Origin of the sequence: Streptomyces sp. NPDC020983 (assembly GCF_044333485.1) — a bacterium.
Classification (GTDB): Bacteria; Actinomycetota; Actinomycetes; order Streptomycetales; family Streptomycetaceae; genus Actinacidiphila.
In genome coordinates this window covers 179,994-196,720 of record NZ_JBIRRA010000009.1, presented here as the reverse complement: position 1 = coordinate 196,720, position 16,727 = coordinate 179,994, and the positions used below count along the sequence as shown (strand labels likewise).

Here is a 16,727-nt window from a genome sequence, read left to right as displayed (position 1 = left end):
GGTTCCAGGGCGGAGGGTTTGCAGCGCATGCTGCACCGCGTCGGCCACCCATATAATTTTCGGATCAACGGAATGAAACTCAGCACGGATTCGATCGATGCCGCATTGCGCGTGCAGGCTCAGCGAAACCCCTTCCGGCCTGCACTGATCTCCTCCGGTCAGATGATCACTTATGGGCAGTTGGATGCTGCGGTGAACCGATTGGCCCAACGGCTCCGTGGTCTCGGCTTTACCGCCGGGGATCGTGTCGTCGTCCAGCTTCCGAATGGCCTGGAATTCATACTTCTTATCGTCGGGCTGCTGCGTATGCGGGCCATTGCGGTCCTCGCTCTGCCCGGTCACCGGAAGAACGAGATCGACCACCTCTGCCGGCTGTCGGGAGCCGTGGGATATGCCGTTCCCCGGCAGTCGGCCGACAGCGACATCTCCGTTCTCGCCGAAGCCGTCCGGGCGTCGAACCCGGCGCTGCGCCACGTTCTCACGGCGGGGGCGGACGGCGCCGCCGCCGACGACGACCCCTTCCGCCTTCTCGGCGGCACGCGCCTCCCCGACGCCGACCCGGCGGGAGCCGGCGAGGAGACGGCCGCCGCAGCCGGTCCCGCGGACCTCGCGCTGCTGCTGCTGTCCGGGGGCACCACCGGAACGCCGAAACTGATCCCGCGCACCCACGGGGACTACGCCTACAACGTCCTCGCCAGCGCCGAGGTCTGCGGTCTCGACCAGGACAGCGTCTACCTCGCCGCCCTTCCGGCAGCGCACAACTTCGCCCTCGGCTGCCCCGGTGTGCTCGGCACACTGGCCACCGGCGGCACGGTCGTCCTCGCCGCGGACGCCGATCCCGGCCGGGCCTTCCGGCTGATCGAGCAGGAAAGGGTGACGATCACCGCACTCACCCCGCCGCTGCTCAAGCTCTGGCTCGCCGAAGCCGCCTGGAGCGACCGCGACCTGTCGAGCCTGCGCACACTCCAGGTGGGCGGCGCCCGGCTCAGCCGCGCCGACGCCGCCCGCGTCGGGCCGGAGCTGGGCTGCCGGCTCCAGCAGGTGTTCGGCATGGCGGAGGGCCTGCTGTGCTTCACCCGGGACGACGACCCGGACGACCTCGTGCTCTCCACCCAGGGCCGCCCGCTCTCCGCAGCCGACGAGATCAAAGTGGTGGGCGACGACGACCGTGACGTGCCGCCGGGGGAGGTCGGCCAGCTGCTGACCCGCGGCCCGTACACCGTGCGCGGCTACTACGGGGCAGCCGAGCAGAACGCCACCGCGTTCACCGCCGACGGCTGGTTCCGCACCGGGGACCTGGTCCGGGCCGTCCCGACCGGGCACCTCGTCGTCGAGGGACGGATCAAGGACGTCGTCAACCGCGGCGGCGAGAAGGTCCCGGCGGCCGAGGTCGAGGACCACCTGACCGCTCACCCCCAGGTGGCCCACGCGGCGCTGGTCGGGCTTCCGGACCCCCTGCTCGGCGAACGCACCTGCGCCTGCGTCGTCCCCGACGGAGCGGCTCCGAGCCTTGCCGACCTGGCCTGTTTCCTGCGGGACCGGGGCCTGGCGGCGTACAAGATCCCCGACCGGCTGGAGATCGTGGGCGCGCTGCCGCGCACCGGCGCGGGAAAGGTCGACAAGCGCCGGCTCACCGCGGACCTCGCGGCCGGACTCCCGGTGCCCGGCGCGCCGCTGACGCCGGCCTGACCAGCGCGGCACACCGACTTCCCGCCCCGCCGACCACCCGGGCGAACCGCCCGAGGGAGAGACCGATGCCTCCACGACAGCACTATCGGCAGACCGAGGCCGCCGCACCGCACGACCCGCTGCTCACCGTTGCCGGACTGGCCGCCGCACATCAGGGCGAGACACACGTCGTCCACGAGCGGGACGGCACCTGGACGTTCTGCGCGGGCGCCCTGGCGGAACTCACGATCGACGCCTGCCACGTGCACTACACCTGCGGTACGGACCGGCGCAGCGTCGCCTGGCCGGACCCGGACCCGGGCCCGGGCCGGGACCGGACCCCGACGGGGGAGCCGCTCCGGAACGGACCGCTGGACGTCCTGTCCCGGCTGCTGGACGACCTGCCGATCGCAGGGTGGCGCGCGTACGGCTGGGCCGCCTTCGAACTCGCCGAGACCTTCGTGCCCGGCGCGCAGGCCCCCGGGGCGGCGGCCCGGCCGCTGCTGCACCTGGTCGTACCGCGCGACGAGGTCCGGATCACCGGCGGACGGGCCGTCCTGCGCAGCGTGGACCCGGACGCGCTGCACCGGCTGGCCGCCGACGTCACCCGGCCCCGGGACAGGCCGGAACCGCTGCGGGCCGCCGCGGGGCCGGACCTCTACCTGGACGGCGAGCTGTACCGGAAGGCCGCCGCCGACGCGGTGGCCGACATCGCCGACGGACTGCTGGACAAGGTCGTCCTGAGCCGGACCGTGCCCGTACCCCACCCCGTGGACCTGGTGGCGACCTTCGTCCTCGGCCGTCGCCACAACACCCCGGCCCGGTCCTTCCTGTTCGACGCCGGGGGTGTGCGCGCCGCCGGCTTCAGCCCGGAGGTGGTGGTCTCGGTCGGTGCGGACGGTCGCGTGCAGAGCCAGCCGCTCGCCGGCACCCGGGCCCGGACCACCGACGCCGCCGAGAACGAACGGCTGCGCGCCGAACTGCTGAGCGACCCCAAGGAGATTCACGAGCACCGGATCTCGGTGGCCGCGGCCGTCGAGGAGTTGGCGGCCGTGTGCCGGCCGGGCAGCATCTCCCTTGACGAGGACATGGTCGTCAAGGAACGCGGCAGCGTCCACCACCTCGCCTCCCGGATCTCCGGCACGCTCGCCCCCGGGGCGAACTGCTGGCACGCCCTCGCCGCCACCTTCCCCGCCATCACCGTCTCCGGCGTGCCCAAACCGGCGGCGCTCGAAGCGATCCGGCGCCACGAGCAGACCCGGCGCGAGGTGTACGGCGGGGCGGTGCTGGCCGTCGACAGCGACGGCTCCCTCGACGCCGCCCTCGCGCTGCGCACCGTCTTCGAGAAATCCGGCCGCGCCTGGCTGCGTGCCGGTGCCGGCATCGTCCAGCAGTCCGATCCCGGGCGGGAGCTGGAGGAGACCTGCGAGAAGCTGCGCAGCGTTTCGGCCCATCTCGTGGCGGCCACCGGTACGGGCCGATGACCGCCCGCGAAGAGCAACGACAGTTCATCCACCCCAACGAACTCCGTGCGCACGGGCCGCTGACCGGACCCGTGTGCGCCGGAGCCGCACCGAACGCACCGGGAGTGCACCATGACCGAACCCACTGACGATCCGACCGTCCTCGTGGTCGGAGGCGGCCCGGCCGGTTCCCTGACCGCAGCCCTGCTGGCCGGGTCGGGCGTCGACGTCCTGCTGCTGGAGAAGGAGGTCTTTCCCCGCTACCACATCGGGGAGGCCCTGGCTTCTTCCTGCCGGCCCGTGCTGGAACTCGCCGGCGCCGCCGAGAAGGTGGACGCGGCCGGGTTCCTCCGCAAGCACGGCGGCCTGTTCCGCTGGGGCGCCGAGCAGGACTGGATCGCCGATTGGTCGGCGCTCTTCGGGCCCGAAGTACGCTCCTGGTCCGTCGAGCGAGGCGAGTTCGACCACCTCCTGCTGAACAACGCCGCCGAGCGGGGCGCCCGGGTCGTGCAGGGCGCCACCGTCAAGCGCGTCGTCTTCGAAGGCGACCGGCCCGTCGCCGCGGAATGGACGACGGCGGAGGAGCCCGGACGCGTCCGCACCTCCCGCTTCACCCACCTGGTGGACGCCTCGGGCCGGGCCGGGCTGCTCACGGCGCAGACGCTGAAGAACCGCACCCGGCACGAGGTCTTCCGCAACGTCGCGATCTGGGGGTACTGGGACGGTGACACCCTCCTCCCGCAGACCCCGCGCGGCGGCAGCAACATCATCTCCGCGCCCGACGGCTGGTACTGGGTGATCCCGGTGCGCGAGGGCCGCCGCAGCGTCGGATTCGTCATGCACGAGACCGCCTTCCGGGAGCGGCGGAAGTCCGGCGGCTCGCTCGACGACCTGCTGGGCGAGCTGGTCCAGGAGTCCGAGACCGTCCGCACGCTGCTCGACGGCGACCGGCAGATCGCCTCGGCCCGGGTCGAGCAGGACTACTCCTACACGGCCCGCTCGTTCTGCGGCCCGGGGTACTTCGTGGCCGGCGACGCGGCCTGCTTCCTCGACCCGCTGCTCTCCACCGGCGTCCACGTGGCGTCGTACAGCGCCCTGCTCGCCGCCGCCTCCATCGTCGCGGTGGCCGACGGCACGGTCGACGAGAGCGAGGCGCTGGCCTTTTACGAGTCCCTCTTCCGCAACGCCTACACCCGCCTGTTCGCGATGGTCGGCCGCATGTACCACCAGTACCAGGGCAAGGCGAACTACTTCTGGCTCGCCCAGCGGCTCACGGGCGCCCCCGAGACGTCCGAGCGATCCGACGCGGCCTTCGTCGAGGTCGTCGGCGGACTGTCCGACCTGTACGACGCCGAGCACGGCAGGGCCGTCGACCGCGGCGCGCCCGCACCCGCCGAAGCCGCCGCCGACACCGGTCCGGACGACACCGCCCTCGGCCTCGTCGACATCGCGCCGAAGGACCTCTACGACACGGCTTCCAGACTGCGGCTGGTCACCTCACCCCGGCTGGGCCTGCGCCGCGCCGAAGCCCCCGCCGAGGGGCGCGCGGGGATCGCCGCACCCCGATCCGCTGAAGCCGCCCAAGCCGTCGAGCCGAGCGTATGAGCGCGTCCGCCGGCCCCGGGGCAGGGCGTCGCGAGGTACACCTCGTCGACCTGACGACGATCGCCGGAGCGACGTACAGCCCGACACTGGGCTACCTGCAAGCGGCGGCAGAAGCCGACAGCGAGGTGTCGGCCCGGTGCACCTTCCGCCGCCACGCGCTGCTCTCCAGAGGCCGGTGGTTCGAGCGTGCCTGCGAGGAGTTGCTCTCGGCGCTGGACGACCCCCTGGCGGTGGCCTTCACCATCTACTTCTGGAACCGCGCCCAGTCCCTGGAACTCGCCCGGCGAGTGAAGGAGCGGTGGCCGCGCTGCCGCATCGTCGCCGGCGGCAACGACGTGAGCTACCAGCAGGACGCGCTCTTCGCCGAAGCCCCCTGGGTGGACGTACTGGTCCACGGCGAGGGCGAGTTGCGGTTCGTCGACCTCCTGCGATCCTTCCTGCACGACGGGGAAGGGCTCGCGTCCATCGACGGCCTCACCTACTGGTCGGAGCCCGGCGGCGACCGCCGGCCCGTCACCACCAGGCCGCCCGCCCGCATCGCGGACCTGTCGACCGTGCCCTCGCCGCTGTCCGTCTACCCGGACGCCGAACTGGCGTCGACCAGCCTGCTGGTGTACGAGACGAATCGCGGGTGCCCGTACAGCTGCGCGTTCTGCTACTGGGGAGGAGCGGTCAACTCGAAGGTCCGGCAGTTCCCCATGGAACGCATCGCGGCGGACCTCGACCGGGCCGTACGGCTGGCAGGCCCGAACATGATGCTTGCCCTGGCGGACGCGAACTTCGGCATCCTCCCCAGGGACGTGGAGATCGCCCGGATGCTCGTCGAGATCTGCGAGCGGTACGGCAAAAAGCTGGACTTCTTCGTCACCTGGGCGAAGAACTGCAACAAGCGGATCCTGGAGACGGCAGCACTGCTGCGCGACGGGGGCCTGCTCGCGCCCGTCACCATCTCCACCCAGTCCTTCAGCCCCACCGTCCTCGACCTGGCCCAGCGCTCCAACATTCGGCTGGACAACTTCCGCCGGCTCCAGTCGGAGTTCCGCAAGCTCGGTATCCCCACCTACACCGACCTGATCTGGGGCATGCCGGGGGAGACCTACGGCAGCTTCCTGGCCGGTGTGGAGGAGACCCTCGCTGCGGGCGGGGCACCGGTCATGTTCCCGCTGCTCCTCCTGAACAACACCGACTACACCCGGGAGAGCTTCCGCGAGGAGCAGAAGATCGTCGTGCGCAACCTCCCGTTCGACGTCAGCGATCCCGAGCTGACGGGCGACGTGGTGGTGGCACATGCCGACATGACCGAGGAGGACTGGCTGCGAGGGCTGGAGTTCCGGCTCTGCCTGCACGTCTTCCAGAAATCCCTGCTGCGCTGCACCCTGCGGGTCCTCGCGAAGGACGCCGGGGTGCGGCTGGTGGACCTCTGCGACCTCCTTCGCGACTTCCTCTTCGACGGGGCCGCGGACGACGTCACGCACGCCATCGCGCAGAACTACCGGGCCGCCTGGACCGACCCGGAGAGCCTGGACCGTGATCTGCTCCAGGGCGAGCTGGGCCTCGAAGTGGGGAACGGCGACCTCTACGGCCGACAGGAGATCCATTACGAGGCGATCCTGCACCGCCTGGTGCAGGACCCGGCCCGGCTGGCCCGGTTCGTCGACGCAGCCGTCGACTTCCTGCTCAGCCGGCTCCCGGAGGAGGCCCGACCCGACCGTGACGGCCTCCGGCCCGTCGTCGGACTCGACCTCGCTGCCGGTTCGGTGTTCCGCTCCATGATCACGGGTGAGGCCGAGCAGGCGGTCTTCACCGTCCCGGTCGAGACACTGGCCGCGCTGAGCGAGGCGGGAGATCTGCCTCCCCGGCTGCCCCACCCGGATGGGGGCGAGGTCACCGGGCGCGTCAGCGCACCGGCGAAACTGCTCGCCGACCACCACCCGCACTACTCCTTCAGCCGCTACGTGGTCCTGTGCTGGCGGGGCATGGTGTCCACGCTGCGGGACGCCGAATTCGCATTCCCCGCCGCGATCCCGCCCGGTGGGCGTGTCCCCACGCCCGGTCGGGCCCCGGGCAGGCGCATGGCGCTCCCACAGGGCGAACGCCCCGGAACGACAGGTAAATGATGGAAAACTCCGGAGTGCTGCACTACCCCTCCGTCTCGCCGTTCCTCTTCATCGCGGGCGCCGATACGGCCATCGATTTCTACCGTGGCGTCTTCGACGCCACGGAACGCATCAGGGTGCTGGAGCCCGACGGCAGGATCGGTCACGCCGAGCTGCAGATCGGGGACTCCGTGGTCATGCTGGCCGACGAGTTCCCCGAACACGGTGCGCCCGGACCGCGATCCGTGGGCGGGACTCCGGTGGCGATCAGCGTCCACGTGGACGACGTCGACGAGGTCTTCCACCGCGCCCTCGCGGGCGGCTCCCGCGCACTGCGCGAGGTCGCCGACGAGACATACGGAGACCGCGTCGGCATGTTCGAAGACCCCTTCGGCCACCGCTGGATGGTGTCCACGCACATCGAACGCCTCCCCGTCGACGAGATCATCAGGCGCGCCTCGGCGACACGTGAGCCGGCCTGACCCGGCCGGTGCCCCCAGCACCCCTGCGCCGCGGGCACGCCGCATCGGCCGAATCGCATGCCGTCCATGCGGACGAAGGCCGCGCTGGACGGGGCCGTACGAGGCCACGGCGGGGGCACCGCACTGGTCTTCCGGCCTGGGGCCGGCCTGGTAGCGGAGCGGTTGGCTACGGCCGACGTACTGGCCAACCCCGCAGAGCCTGGTAGGTGTCGCAGAGCCTCTCCGTAGGCCAGGTAAGCGTACGAAGGAGAGGGTTCATCACCAGGAAGTATCCGGGGTGTACCCAGCCCCGCTCCTTGTCGAAGAGACCCGGCCCGTCCTCTCGGTACACGTGGCGGAGGAAGCGGTACACGAGTGGGCCACCCACGAGGATGAGGAGCGGAGACAGGATCACAGCGGCGACCGTGGCGCCCAGTCGAGCGGCTTCCGCCTGTCGTGTCCCAATCTGCACAGGCGCAGTCTGCCGTGCAATCAGCGTGCGCATACCCCTGGGACCACTTTGGGACCACACGCCATGCGGGCAGACGAGCAACCCCAGCTCAGGTGAACGGTCAGATGTGACCCGATGCGCCACTGACCTGTGGAAACCCTTGAACCTATGATCTTGGGGTTCAAGGGGTCGGCCGGTTGCGTTGCCGACATGGTGGTTCAACGGTCCTTCGGTAGTGGGCTTCGGGCGATGGCGGCTGCACCCTCGGCCGGGGTGGGTGGTCGGACGGGGAGTGTGGGCGGGCTCTGCCAAAGGACAAAGAGGTGACGCTCCGAGCCCGGGCGTTGCCCTGGGCGCGATCCTCCTGGTCTGATGAACAGCGGCCACGTGATCATGCAGCCTTTCCCCTACCACCGGCAGATTCTTCTCCGCGCAGTCCTGGCGGTCGCCGTCGTCGCAGACCGGCTACGCGCACGCCCCGACGAAAGGAAACAACGATGACACGCACGCTGACCCGATTCGCTGCTCTGCGGGCGCCGGTCGACGGCGCGGCCGCAGCCCCTGCCACCGCCCGCTCCGCAGACCGCACCACGGCCCCGACCACACACGCCTGCGCCCCGGCAGGCGAGATCGCGGCAACCACGCTGAGCGCCCACCCTCGCACCACGCATACCTCGACCGACCCGCTCCCCCCCCGGCCCCTCGATTCCTCGCTGACGCCAGATGTTGCAGGGCTCCATGGCGCAGCCACGACGGGCCGGGGGTAGCGGCGTGCGCGCCTACCCGGCCGGCCCGTGCACGGAACACCGGGCCCACCACGCGGAGGGGCCGGTGTGGGACCACACCCGATCAGAGCTGATGTGGGTCGACGTCTACCGCGGACTGATCCACAGCGCGCGGTGGAACCCCCGCGGCCGGCAGTTGCACCTGGAACGCACCTACCACGCGGGCCAAGCGGTCGCTGCCGTGGTCCCGTGCACGGATGCCGGCCAAGGCTGGATCGTGGCCACCGAGTTCGGCTTCTCCCGGCTGCGCTCCGACGGCACGTTTCGGACCCTCACCGAACCAGAGCGCGAGCGGCGGCCCGCTACCCGGATGAACGACGGCAAGTGCGATCCGCGGGGGCGGTTTTGGGCGGGCAGCATGGCTCACGACCGGACCCCCGGTGCCGGCACCCTGCACTGCTTGGCGGGCGACGTCAGCACTCCCGTGCTCGAGCAGGTCACCATCTCCAACGGCATGGCCTGGACAGGTCCCGACGAATTCCTGTACATCGACACGCCCACCCAGCGGGTCGACCGGCTCCGCGTTGCCGCAGACGGACGTATTGCCGCGCAGGAAACCGCGTTCGCCATCGCACCCGGTGCGGGCGCGCCGGACGGGATGACCATTGACCAGGAGGGCTGTGTGTGGATCGCCATGTGGGGAGCAGGTGCCGTTTTGCGCTTCACACAGAGCGGCGAAGTCGTCGCACGGATCGACCTGCCCGCACGGCAGGTGAGCAGTTGCTGCTTCGGCGGTCCGGAGCTGCAGACTCTGTTCATCACCACGTCGCAGGAGGACTACAGCCCCCGCCGCATCGCGGAGGAACCGGACGCGGGACTGCTGTTCGCGGCCGACGTGGACGTCCCGGGACGGCCTGCCGACTTCTACGTTCCCGGTGTTTCGAGTTGAACACAGCCCCACGATCAACCCGACCGGGAAACCGCTTCCGGCCCGTCGAGGCCTCCAGACCCCTGTCTCCAACTCGCGGCGGCCCGCGCGCAGGACACCCCTGAGTGGATCGCCGGTCCCGTCCGAAGGGTCCCCGCCTGCGATGACCTACGTGGTGACGTCCCGTTCCCGGGGCGGTGCCGTTGAGGCGCGTACCACCAGTTCGGTGGCGAGTTCGATGTGGTGGGACTCGACCTTGTCTCCGTTCACCAGCCGGAGGGCGGTACGGAGGGCGGCACCGCCCATCTCCCTCAACGGCTGGCGCACGGTGGTCAGTGGCGGTGACGCCATCCGAGCGATGTCCGTGTCGTCGAAGCCGACCACGCTCAGGTCCTCGGGGACGCGCAGGCCCCGGGCGCGGGCAGCCTCGATGACACCGAGGGCGATCTCGTCGTTGCCGGTGAAGATCGCCGTCGGCGGCTCCTCCAGGTCCAGCAGTGCCGAGGCGCCGAGCAGGCCGGTCTCGTACGTGAATTCTCCGGGCCGGACGTAGGCGTCGGGTACACGCGCTCCTTCCGCCTCCTCCATGGCGGCGCGATAGCCGTGCATGCGTGCCTGGTTGCACACGGCCATGGCCGGTCCGCCGAGATAGGCGACACGGCGGTGGCCGAGGGAGAGCAGGTGCCGGGTCGCAGCCAGGCCGCCGGAGAAGTTGGTCGCCCCGACGCTGTGGACCCGGCTGTCGGGCAGGTGAAGCGGGTCCAGCACGACCATCGGCAGCCCGGCCCGAGCCAGCTCCTTCAGGTGCTCGGCGGTGTACACGCTGGTGACCACGATGAGGGCGCGGCGTCCGGCTGAGACGAGATCCCGTGCCCAGTGCGGGGTGCGGGATGCCTTGCTGATCACCACCGAGGCTCCTGCCTCGGCGGCGGAGTCGATGATGCCTTCCAGGGCCCGGGCCACGTAGGACTTGACGTCGCCCTGGAACTGCACCTCGATGATCGGGCTCTCCAGGGCGTCGGTGTGGCGGAACACCGGTGCGAGGTAGTCGTGCTGGTACAGCAGTTCCTGCACCCGGGCGCGGGTCTGCGCCGCCACGTCACCGCGACCGTTGACCACTTTGGACACGGTGGCGACGGAGACCCCAGCTGCTTGGGCGATGTCAGCCAAAGTGGCACGCCTGGCGTTCGGTGGCATCGGTTCCTCTCAGCTGTACGTCCACCGGTGTGGTGAGCCGCCGGCCATGGCCGGCCACGCGGGTGGGCCCGCCCAACCGTACGGCAACCCGCAGGGGGCGCGGCGACAGGGAGTCGCACGCGCGGCCTGCCGCGGGCCGGAGCCGGCCGTCGTCGCCGGTGCAGGCATCGCGGCCTGGAGGCCGTCGTCCTCGTCCGTCACCGGCGGTGCATCAGCCACGGTCATCGCCTCCCCACTCCACCGTCCTCTCACCTTCGACGTTTCGAAAACCTTTCGGTCAACGCCGGGACTGGACGGTGCCGTGCTGGCCTGATGTTACAGAGCGTTGGCGGGTGCTCAGAGGTGTACTTGCGCATCCCTTGACGCGGCATCACCTCGAAATCTAACGTGCACTCACTGAAAAGTCAGCCGGTGGTTTCGAAACGTTTTCGGCATGACCTCTGAGACGCCGGTGGCCCTCGAGTGCGGAGAACACCATGGAGATTCCTGTCTCTCGACGTACCTTGTCCCGGCGGACCCTGCTCGGCCTGGCCGCCGGCGTGCCGGTGTCGGCGGCGCTGACGGCCTGCGGCTCCTCCGGTCCCGGCGGCGGCAAGGTCGGCGCCACCTACTGGTACCTGAGCAGCCAGCCACAGGAAGGCGTGCGGGCCCGCGCGGTGAAGGCCTTCAACGAGGCCCACCCCAAGACGCGGATCAAGGACACGACCTTCCAGAACGACGCGTACAAGACGAAGATCAAGACTGCTATCGGCGCCGGGCAGGCGCCGACCATCATCTACGGCTGGGGCGGCGGGACGCTGCGCACCTACGCGGAGGCGGGCCAGGTCGAGGACCTCACCTCGTGGTTCGGCGAGCACTCCGAGGTCAAGCAGCGGGTGCTCCCGACCGCGTTCGGCGCGGCGACCGTCAACGGCAAGATCTACGCGATGCCGTGCGAGTGCGTGCAGCCGATCATCCTCTACTACAACAAGAGGCTCTTCGAGCAGGTCGGTGTGAACCCGCCGCAGTCCTGGGACGACATCATGGCGCTGGTGCCCAGGTTCAACGCGAAGGGCATCGCACCGTTCGCCCTGGGCGGCCAGTCCCAGTGGACGAACATGATGTGGCTGGAGTTCCTGTTCGACCGCATAGGCGGACCCGAGGTGTTCTCGGCCGTCGTCGAGGGCGAGAAGAACGCCTGGTCCAACCCGGCCGCCATCACCGCGCTGACCAAGCTGCAGGAGCTGGTCAAGGCCAACGGGTTCATCAAGGGCTTCTCCTCGATCACCGCGGACTCCAACGCCGACCAGGCGCTGCTGTACACCGGCAAGGCCGCGATGATGCTGCACGGCGCCTGGTCGTACGGCATCCAGCAGGCTGAGGGCGGGGACTTCGTCTCCAGCGGCGGGCTGGGCTACATGAACTTCCCGCCCGTCGAAGGCGGCAAGGGCGATCCGAGCAACAGCTTCGGCAACCCCGCCCAGTACCTGTCCATCTCCTCGAAGGCCAGTGACGAGGAGAAGAAGGTCGCCAAGGAGTTCTTCGCCAACGGCGTGCTGCAGGACGCCGAGGTGAAGCAGTGGATCGACATCGGCTCGGTGCCGATCCGGCTGGGCACGGAGAAGTTGCTGGCCGCCTCCAAGAGCGCGGATTTCCTGCAACTCACCTACAACATCGCCACCAAGGCGAAGGCGTTCGGCCAGTCCTGGGACCAGGCGCTCAGCCCGATGGCCGCCGAGACGCTGCTGGACAACATCTCGAAGTTGTTCCAGCTGTCCATCTCGCCCGAGCAGTTCGCCGGCAACCTCAACGCGGTCCTCGGCAAATGAGCGCCCTCACCAGCCATCCGCAGCGTCGCGGACCGCGCAGCATCCTGCCGTGGCTGGCGGCGCCGGCGCTGGTGGTCTTCGTCTGCTTCGCCGTGGTTCCCCTCGTCGGCGTCCTCGTGCTGAGCTTCACCACATGGGACGGGATCGGCGCCATCCACGCGTCCGGACTGACCAGCTGGCGTACGGTCCTCGCCGACCCCGGGCTGCCGCACGCCCTCCGGGTGACGTTCCTCGTGATGATCGCGTCCTGGGCCGTCCAGACCCCCTTGAGCATCCTGCTCGGCACCTTCCTGGCCGGCCGCCCGCGCTACCGTGCGGCGCTGGGCGTGGTGTACTTCATCCCTCTGCTGCTCAGCTCCGCGGCGATCGCGGTCGCGTACAAGGCCCTGCTCGACCCCAATTTCGGCCTGGGCGCCGGGCTCAAGATCGGGGCGCTCAGCAAGGACTGGCTGGGCAGGCCCGGGCTCGCGTTCGGTGTCATCGTCTTCGTCGTCTCCTGGCAGTTCATCCCGTTCCACTCGCTGATCTACCAGGCCGGGGTCCAGCAGATTCCGAAGTCGCTCTACGAGGCGGCGCAGTTGGACGGAGCCGGGCGGATCCGGCAGTTCTTCGGCATCACGCTGCCCCAGCTGAAATACACCGTCATCACCTCGTCCACGCTGATGGTGGTCGGGTCGCTGACCTTCTTCGACCTCATCTGGGTCCTGACGGAGGGCGGCCCCGGAGACGCCACCCGGGTCCTCGCGCTGGACATGTACAAGCGGGGTTGGCGGGGCAGCCAGATGGGGCCGGCCAGCGCCATCGCGACCATCCTGGTCCTGATCGGCCTCGCCCTCGCCCTGCTGCTGCGCCGGCTCGGAGGCCGGGACGCCGGTGAGAGCCAACTCGAGGGGGCCTGACGTGACCACCACGCTCACCAGGACGCAGCATCCGGAGAAGGACGCCCGCCACGAGAGGCGACGCCCCTCCCGCATGGCGGCCCGTCGGCACAACTGGGTCGCCGGCGCGGCCGGCTGGGCCTGGCTCGTCGTCGTCGCCGTACCCCTGTACTGGATCCTCATCACCAGTCTCAAGGCCCAGAGCCGCTACTACGCGAGCAACCCGCTGGTGCCCTCGAGCGACCCCACGCTGGCCAACTACCGGCTGGTCATCGAATCCGACTTCATCCGCTATTTCGCGAACAGCGTCGTGGTCACCGTCGGCGCCGTGGTGCCGGCGGTCGTCTTCTCCGTCATGGCCGCCTACGCGATCGTACGCGGCTGGCGCATGCGGGCCCTGCGCGTGACGAACGGGCTCTTCCTCATGGGGTTGGCCATCCCGCTGCAGGCGACGGTGATCCCGGTCTACCTGATCATCATCAAGCTGAGGTTGTACGACAGCCTGCTGGCGCTGGTGCTCCCGTCGATGGCTTTCGCCATCCCGCTGTCGGTGCTGGTGCTCGCCAACTTCGTCCGCGACATACCCAAGGAGCTGTTCGACTCGATGCGGGTCGACGGCGCCGGAGAGTGGACGACACTGTGGCGGCTGGCGGTACCTCTCACCCGCCCGGCCCTGCTCACCGTGACCATCTTCAACGGACTGACGATCTGGAACGGGTTCCTGCTGCCCCTGGTCCTCACCCAGAGCCCCGGCCGCCGGACCCTGCCGCTCGCGCTGTGGTCCTTCCAGGGCCAGTACGGCGTCAACGTCCCCGCCGTTCTCGCGGCCGTCGTCCTCACCACACTGCCCGTCCTGGTCCTGTACGCGTTCGGCCGCCGGCAGCTGCTCAGCGGTCTGACCGCCGGATTCAGCCGGTGATCGGCACGCGGACCGGGCCCGACGGGCACCGGAGGAAAGTGAACGCCACCGTGGCCGCGGAGACCACCCCCGAGATGCCCCCCTGGAACGATCCCACCCTTCCCGCCACCACCAGGGCCGAGGCCCTGATCGACGCGATGACCCTTCAGGAGAAGACCGGCCAGCTGTTCGGCGTGTGGGTCGGCGCCTCCGACCAGGGAGGCGAAGTGGCGCCCCACCAGCACGACATGGAGGAGGCCGTCGACCTCGAGGCGCTGCTGCCCACCGGACTTGGTCAGCTGACGCGTCCCTTCGGCACCGTCCCCGTCGATCCCGCCCTCGGTGCCCTCTCCCTGGCCCGCACCCAGGCCCGCATCGCCTCGGCGAACCGTTTCGGCATCCCCGCTCTGGCGCATGACGAGTGTCTGGCCGGGTTCGCCGCCTGGGGCGCGACGGCCTATCCCGTTCCGCTGTCCTGGGGCGCCACCTTCGACCCGGACACGGTGCGCCGCATGGCAGCCGCCATCGGCCGCGACATGCGGTCCGTCGGCGTCCACCAGGGCCTCGCACCCGTCCTCGACGTCGTACGCGACGCCCGCTGGGGCCGGGTGGAGGAGACCATCGGCGAGGACCCCTACCTCGTCGGCAGCATCGGTACGGCGTACGTGCAGGGCCTTGAGTCTGCCGGTGCCGTCGCCACCCTCAAGCACCTCGTCGGCTACTCGGCCTCACGGGCCGGCCGCAACCTCGCCCCCTCCTCCGTGGGTCTGCGCGAACGCGCCGACGTCCTGCTGCCCCCCTTCGAGATGGCCGTCCGCGAGGGCGGCGCCCGCTCGGTGATGAACGCCTACACCGACACCGACGGCATGCCCTCCGCCGCCGACGAGGACCTGCTCACCGGACTGCTGCGCGACACCTGGGGCTTCGACGGCACCGTCGTCGCCGACTACTTCGCCATCGCCTTCCTGAAGACGCTGCACGGCGTCGCAGCCGACTGGGCCGGAGCCGCCGGCACCGCACTCGCGGCGGGAATCGACGTCGAACTGCCCAACGTCAAGACCTTCGGCGCCCCCCTCGTGCAGGCCGTCACCGAGGGCCGCGTACCGGAAGAGCTCATCGACCGTGCCCTGCGCCACGTCCTCGTCCAGAAGGCGGCGCTCGGCCTGCTGGACCCCGACTGGAGCCCGATGCCGGCCGCGCTCGACGGCGCAGATCTCGGCGACCCGGAGGCGCTGCGGGGCACGGTCGACCTGGACCGGCCCGAAAACCGCCGACTGGCCCGCGAGATCGCCGAGAAGGCGATCGTGCTGCTCACCAACGACGGCACCCTGCCGCTCGCCGGGCCCCGCCGTATCGCCCTGATCGGACCCAACGCGACCGAGCCCACTGCGGTGCTGGGCTGCTACTCCTTCCCCCAGCACATCGGCGTTCGCCACCCCGGCACCCCGGCCGGCATCGAGCTGCCCACGCTTCTCGACACTCTCGCCGCCGAGTTCCCCGCCGCCGGGATCACGGTCGCCCGCGGTACCGGAATCGACGACGGAGACCTCTCCGGAATCCCCGAGGCCGCCCAGGTGGCGCGCGAGGCCGACGTCGCCGTGGTGGTGCTCGGCGACCGCGCCGGGCTGTTCGGGCGGGGCACGAGCGGCGAGGGCTGCGACGCCGAACTGCTGGTGCTGCCCGGTGCGCAGCAGCACCTCCTCGACACCCTGCTCGATCTGGACACACCCGTGGTCACGGTGCTGCTCGCGGGACGGCCGTATGCCCTCGGCCGCGCCGTGGAGGAGTCCGCCGCGATCGTGCAGTCCTTCTTCCCGGGGGAGGAGGGAACCCACGCGATCGCCGGGGTTCTCAGCGGCCGTGTCAACCCCTCCGGTCGCCTCCCGGTCAGCGTGCCGCGCCGCCCCGGCACCCAGCCGACCTCGTACCTCGGTGCGCGGCTGGCGCACGCCGGCGAGGTGTCCGACGTTGACCCGACCCCGGCGTTCGCCTTCGGCCACGGTCTGTCCTACACGGAGTTCGACTGGAGCGACCTGACCGTGGACACCCAGGAGGCCCCGACGGACGGAGAGTTCACCCTCGCCTTCACCGTGCGCAACACCGGCGACCGGTCGGGCACCGAGGTCGTCCAGCTCTACCTGCACGACCCGGTCGCCTCCGTCGTCCAGCCGGTGCAGCGCCTCGTCGGCTACACCCGCCTCGAACTGGAGCCGGGCGAGGCCCGCCGCGTTCGTGTCGCGGTCCCGGCCGACCTCGCATCCTTCACCGGCCGCGACGGGCGGCGCGTCGTCGAACCGGGCGCACTGGAAATGCGGTTGGCAGCCTCCAGCGCGGACGCGCGCCTGACGGCCAGGGTCACGCTGACCGGAGCCGAACGGCACGTGGACCACACGCGGTGCCTCCATGCCACATTCGGGCAGGAGCCGGTGGGGCGGACCTGAACAGGGTGTGCGCAGCGCCCGCCGCAACGGCGGCGCCGCTGCGCACACCGGGCCGTGCGCCGGCGCCGTCTTCGAGGTCTGTGCGGCGGCTTCCGCGCCCGGAGCCCT

11 protein-coding genes are annotated in these 16,727 nt (G+C 70.5%); 10 read left to right on the top strand and 1 reads right to left on the bottom strand.

Translation table 11 applies throughout. From position 1 onward, the window contains the following. Nucleotides 1–27 precede the first annotated feature (27 nt). The 6 genes from ACH4SE_RS21830 to ACH4SE_RS21805 all read left to right on the top strand — a co-directional run bounded on the left by ACH4SE_RS21830 (nt 28) and on the right by ACH4SE_RS21805 (nt 9,418). The gene (locus ACH4SE_RS21830; RefSeq protein WP_398545076.1) at nt 28–1,689 is read left to right on the top strand and encodes a (2,3-dihydroxybenzoyl)adenylate synthase; all 1,662 of its coding nucleotides are present in this window, start codon (nt 28–30) and stop codon (nt 1,687–1,689) included. Nucleotides 1,690–1,754: 65 nt separating this feature from the next. After that, the gene (locus ACH4SE_RS21825; protein ID WP_398545075.1) at nt 1,755–3,152 is read left to right on the top strand and encodes a salicylate synthase; all 1,398 of its coding nucleotides are present in this window, start codon (nt 1,755–1,757) and stop codon (nt 3,150–3,152) included. 111 nt (nt 3,153–3,263) lie between these two features. Then, nucleotides 3,264–4,736: an NAD(P)/FAD-dependent oxidoreductase gene (locus ACH4SE_RS21820; protein ID WP_398545074.1), complete on the top strand. Its 1,473-nt coding sequence runs from the start codon at nt 3,264–3,266 to the stop codon at nt 4,734–4,736. Further along, the gene (locus ACH4SE_RS21815) at nt 4,733–6,853 is read left to right on the top strand and encodes a radical SAM protein (RefSeq protein ID WP_398545073.1); all 2,121 of its coding nucleotides are present in this window, start codon (nt 4,733–4,735) and stop codon (nt 6,851–6,853) included. The genes ACH4SE_RS21820 and ACH4SE_RS21815 overlap by 4 nt, the downstream gene beginning before the upstream one ends. After that, a complete protein-coding gene (locus ACH4SE_RS21810; protein ID WP_398545072.1) occupies nt 6,850–7,314 on the top strand; it encodes a VOC family protein in 465 nt (154 codons plus the stop codon). The genes ACH4SE_RS21815 and ACH4SE_RS21810 overlap by 4 nt, the downstream gene beginning before the upstream one ends. Before the next feature lie 1,261 nt (nt 7,315–8,575). Next, nucleotides 8,576–9,418 (top strand): SMP-30/gluconolactonase/LRE family protein, encoded by an 843-nt coding sequence (locus ACH4SE_RS21805; RefSeq protein WP_398545071.1) that lies wholly within the window; start codon nt 8,576–8,578, stop codon nt 9,416–9,418. A 147-nt stretch (nt 9,419–9,565) separates the two neighbouring features. On the opposite strand, the gene ACH4SE_RS21800 is transcribed toward ACH4SE_RS21805, so the two are convergent. Then, nucleotides 9,566–10,594: a LacI family DNA-binding transcriptional regulator gene (locus ACH4SE_RS21800; protein ID WP_398545070.1), complete on the bottom strand. Its 1,029-nt coding sequence runs from the start codon at nt 10,592–10,594 to the stop codon at nt 9,566–9,568. A gap of 476 nt (nt 10,595–11,070) precedes the next feature. Here ACH4SE_RS21800 and ACH4SE_RS21795 point away from each other — a divergent pair, with 476 nt between their 5' ends. The 4 genes from ACH4SE_RS21795 (at nt 11,071) to ACH4SE_RS21780 (ending at nt 16,619) form a co-directional block, all read left to right on the top strand. Further along, nucleotides 11,071–12,402, top strand: coding sequence for an extracellular solute-binding protein (locus ACH4SE_RS21795; RefSeq protein WP_398545069.1), 1,332 nt, complete (start codon nt 11,071–11,073; stop codon nt 12,400–12,402). Next, nucleotides 12,399–13,301 (top strand): carbohydrate ABC transporter permease, encoded by a 903-nt coding sequence (locus ACH4SE_RS21790; RefSeq protein WP_398545068.1) that lies wholly within the window; start codon nt 12,399–12,401, stop codon nt 13,299–13,301. The genes ACH4SE_RS21795 and ACH4SE_RS21790 overlap by 4 nt, the downstream gene beginning before the upstream one ends. Nucleotide 13,302: 1 nt before the next feature. Continuing rightward, entirely contained in the window at nt 13,303–14,199 is an 897-nt protein-coding gene (locus ACH4SE_RS21785; RefSeq protein WP_398545067.1) for a carbohydrate ABC transporter permease, read from the top strand. A 74-nt stretch (nt 14,200–14,273) separates the two neighbouring features. Continuing rightward, nucleotides 14,274–16,619, top strand: a complete 2,346-nt coding sequence (locus tag ACH4SE_RS21780) for a beta-glucosidase (protein WP_398545262.1) — start codon at nt 14,274–14,276, stop codon at nt 16,617–16,619. Nucleotides 16,620–16,727 lie beyond the last annotated feature (108 nt).

Coding starts and splice junctions, on each gene's coding strand:
- ACH4SE_RS21815 (WP_398545073.1), top strand. CDS start 4,733: ATGAGCGCGTCCGCCGGCCCCGGGGCAGGGCGTCGCGAGGTACACCTC.
- ACH4SE_RS21800 (WP_398545070.1), bottom strand. CDS start 10,594: ATGCCACCGAACGCCAGGCGTGCCACTTTGGCTGACATCGCCCAAGCA.
- ACH4SE_RS21780 (WP_398545262.1), top strand. CDS start 14,274: ATGCCCCCCTGGAACGATCCCACCCTTCCCGCCACCACCAGGGCCGAG.
- ACH4SE_RS21795 (WP_398545069.1), top strand. CDS start 11,071: ATGGAGATTCCTGTCTCTCGACGTACCTTGTCCCGGCGGACCCTGCTC.
- ACH4SE_RS21790 (WP_398545068.1), top strand. CDS start 12,399: ATGAGCGCCCTCACCAGCCATCCGCAGCGTCGCGGACCGCGCAGCATC.
- ACH4SE_RS21825 (WP_398545075.1), top strand. CDS start 1,755: ATGCCTCCACGACAGCACTATCGGCAGACCGAGGCCGCCGCACCGCAC.
- ACH4SE_RS21820 (WP_398545074.1), top strand. CDS start 3,264: ATGACCGAACCCACTGACGATCCGACCGTCCTCGTGGTCGGAGGCGGC.
- ACH4SE_RS21830 (WP_398545076.1), top strand. CDS start 28: ATGCTGCACCGCGTCGGCCACCCATATAATTTTCGGATCAACGGAATG.
- ACH4SE_RS21810 (WP_398545072.1), top strand. CDS start 6,850: ATGATGGAAAACTCCGGAGTGCTGCACTACCCCTCCGTCTCGCCGTTC.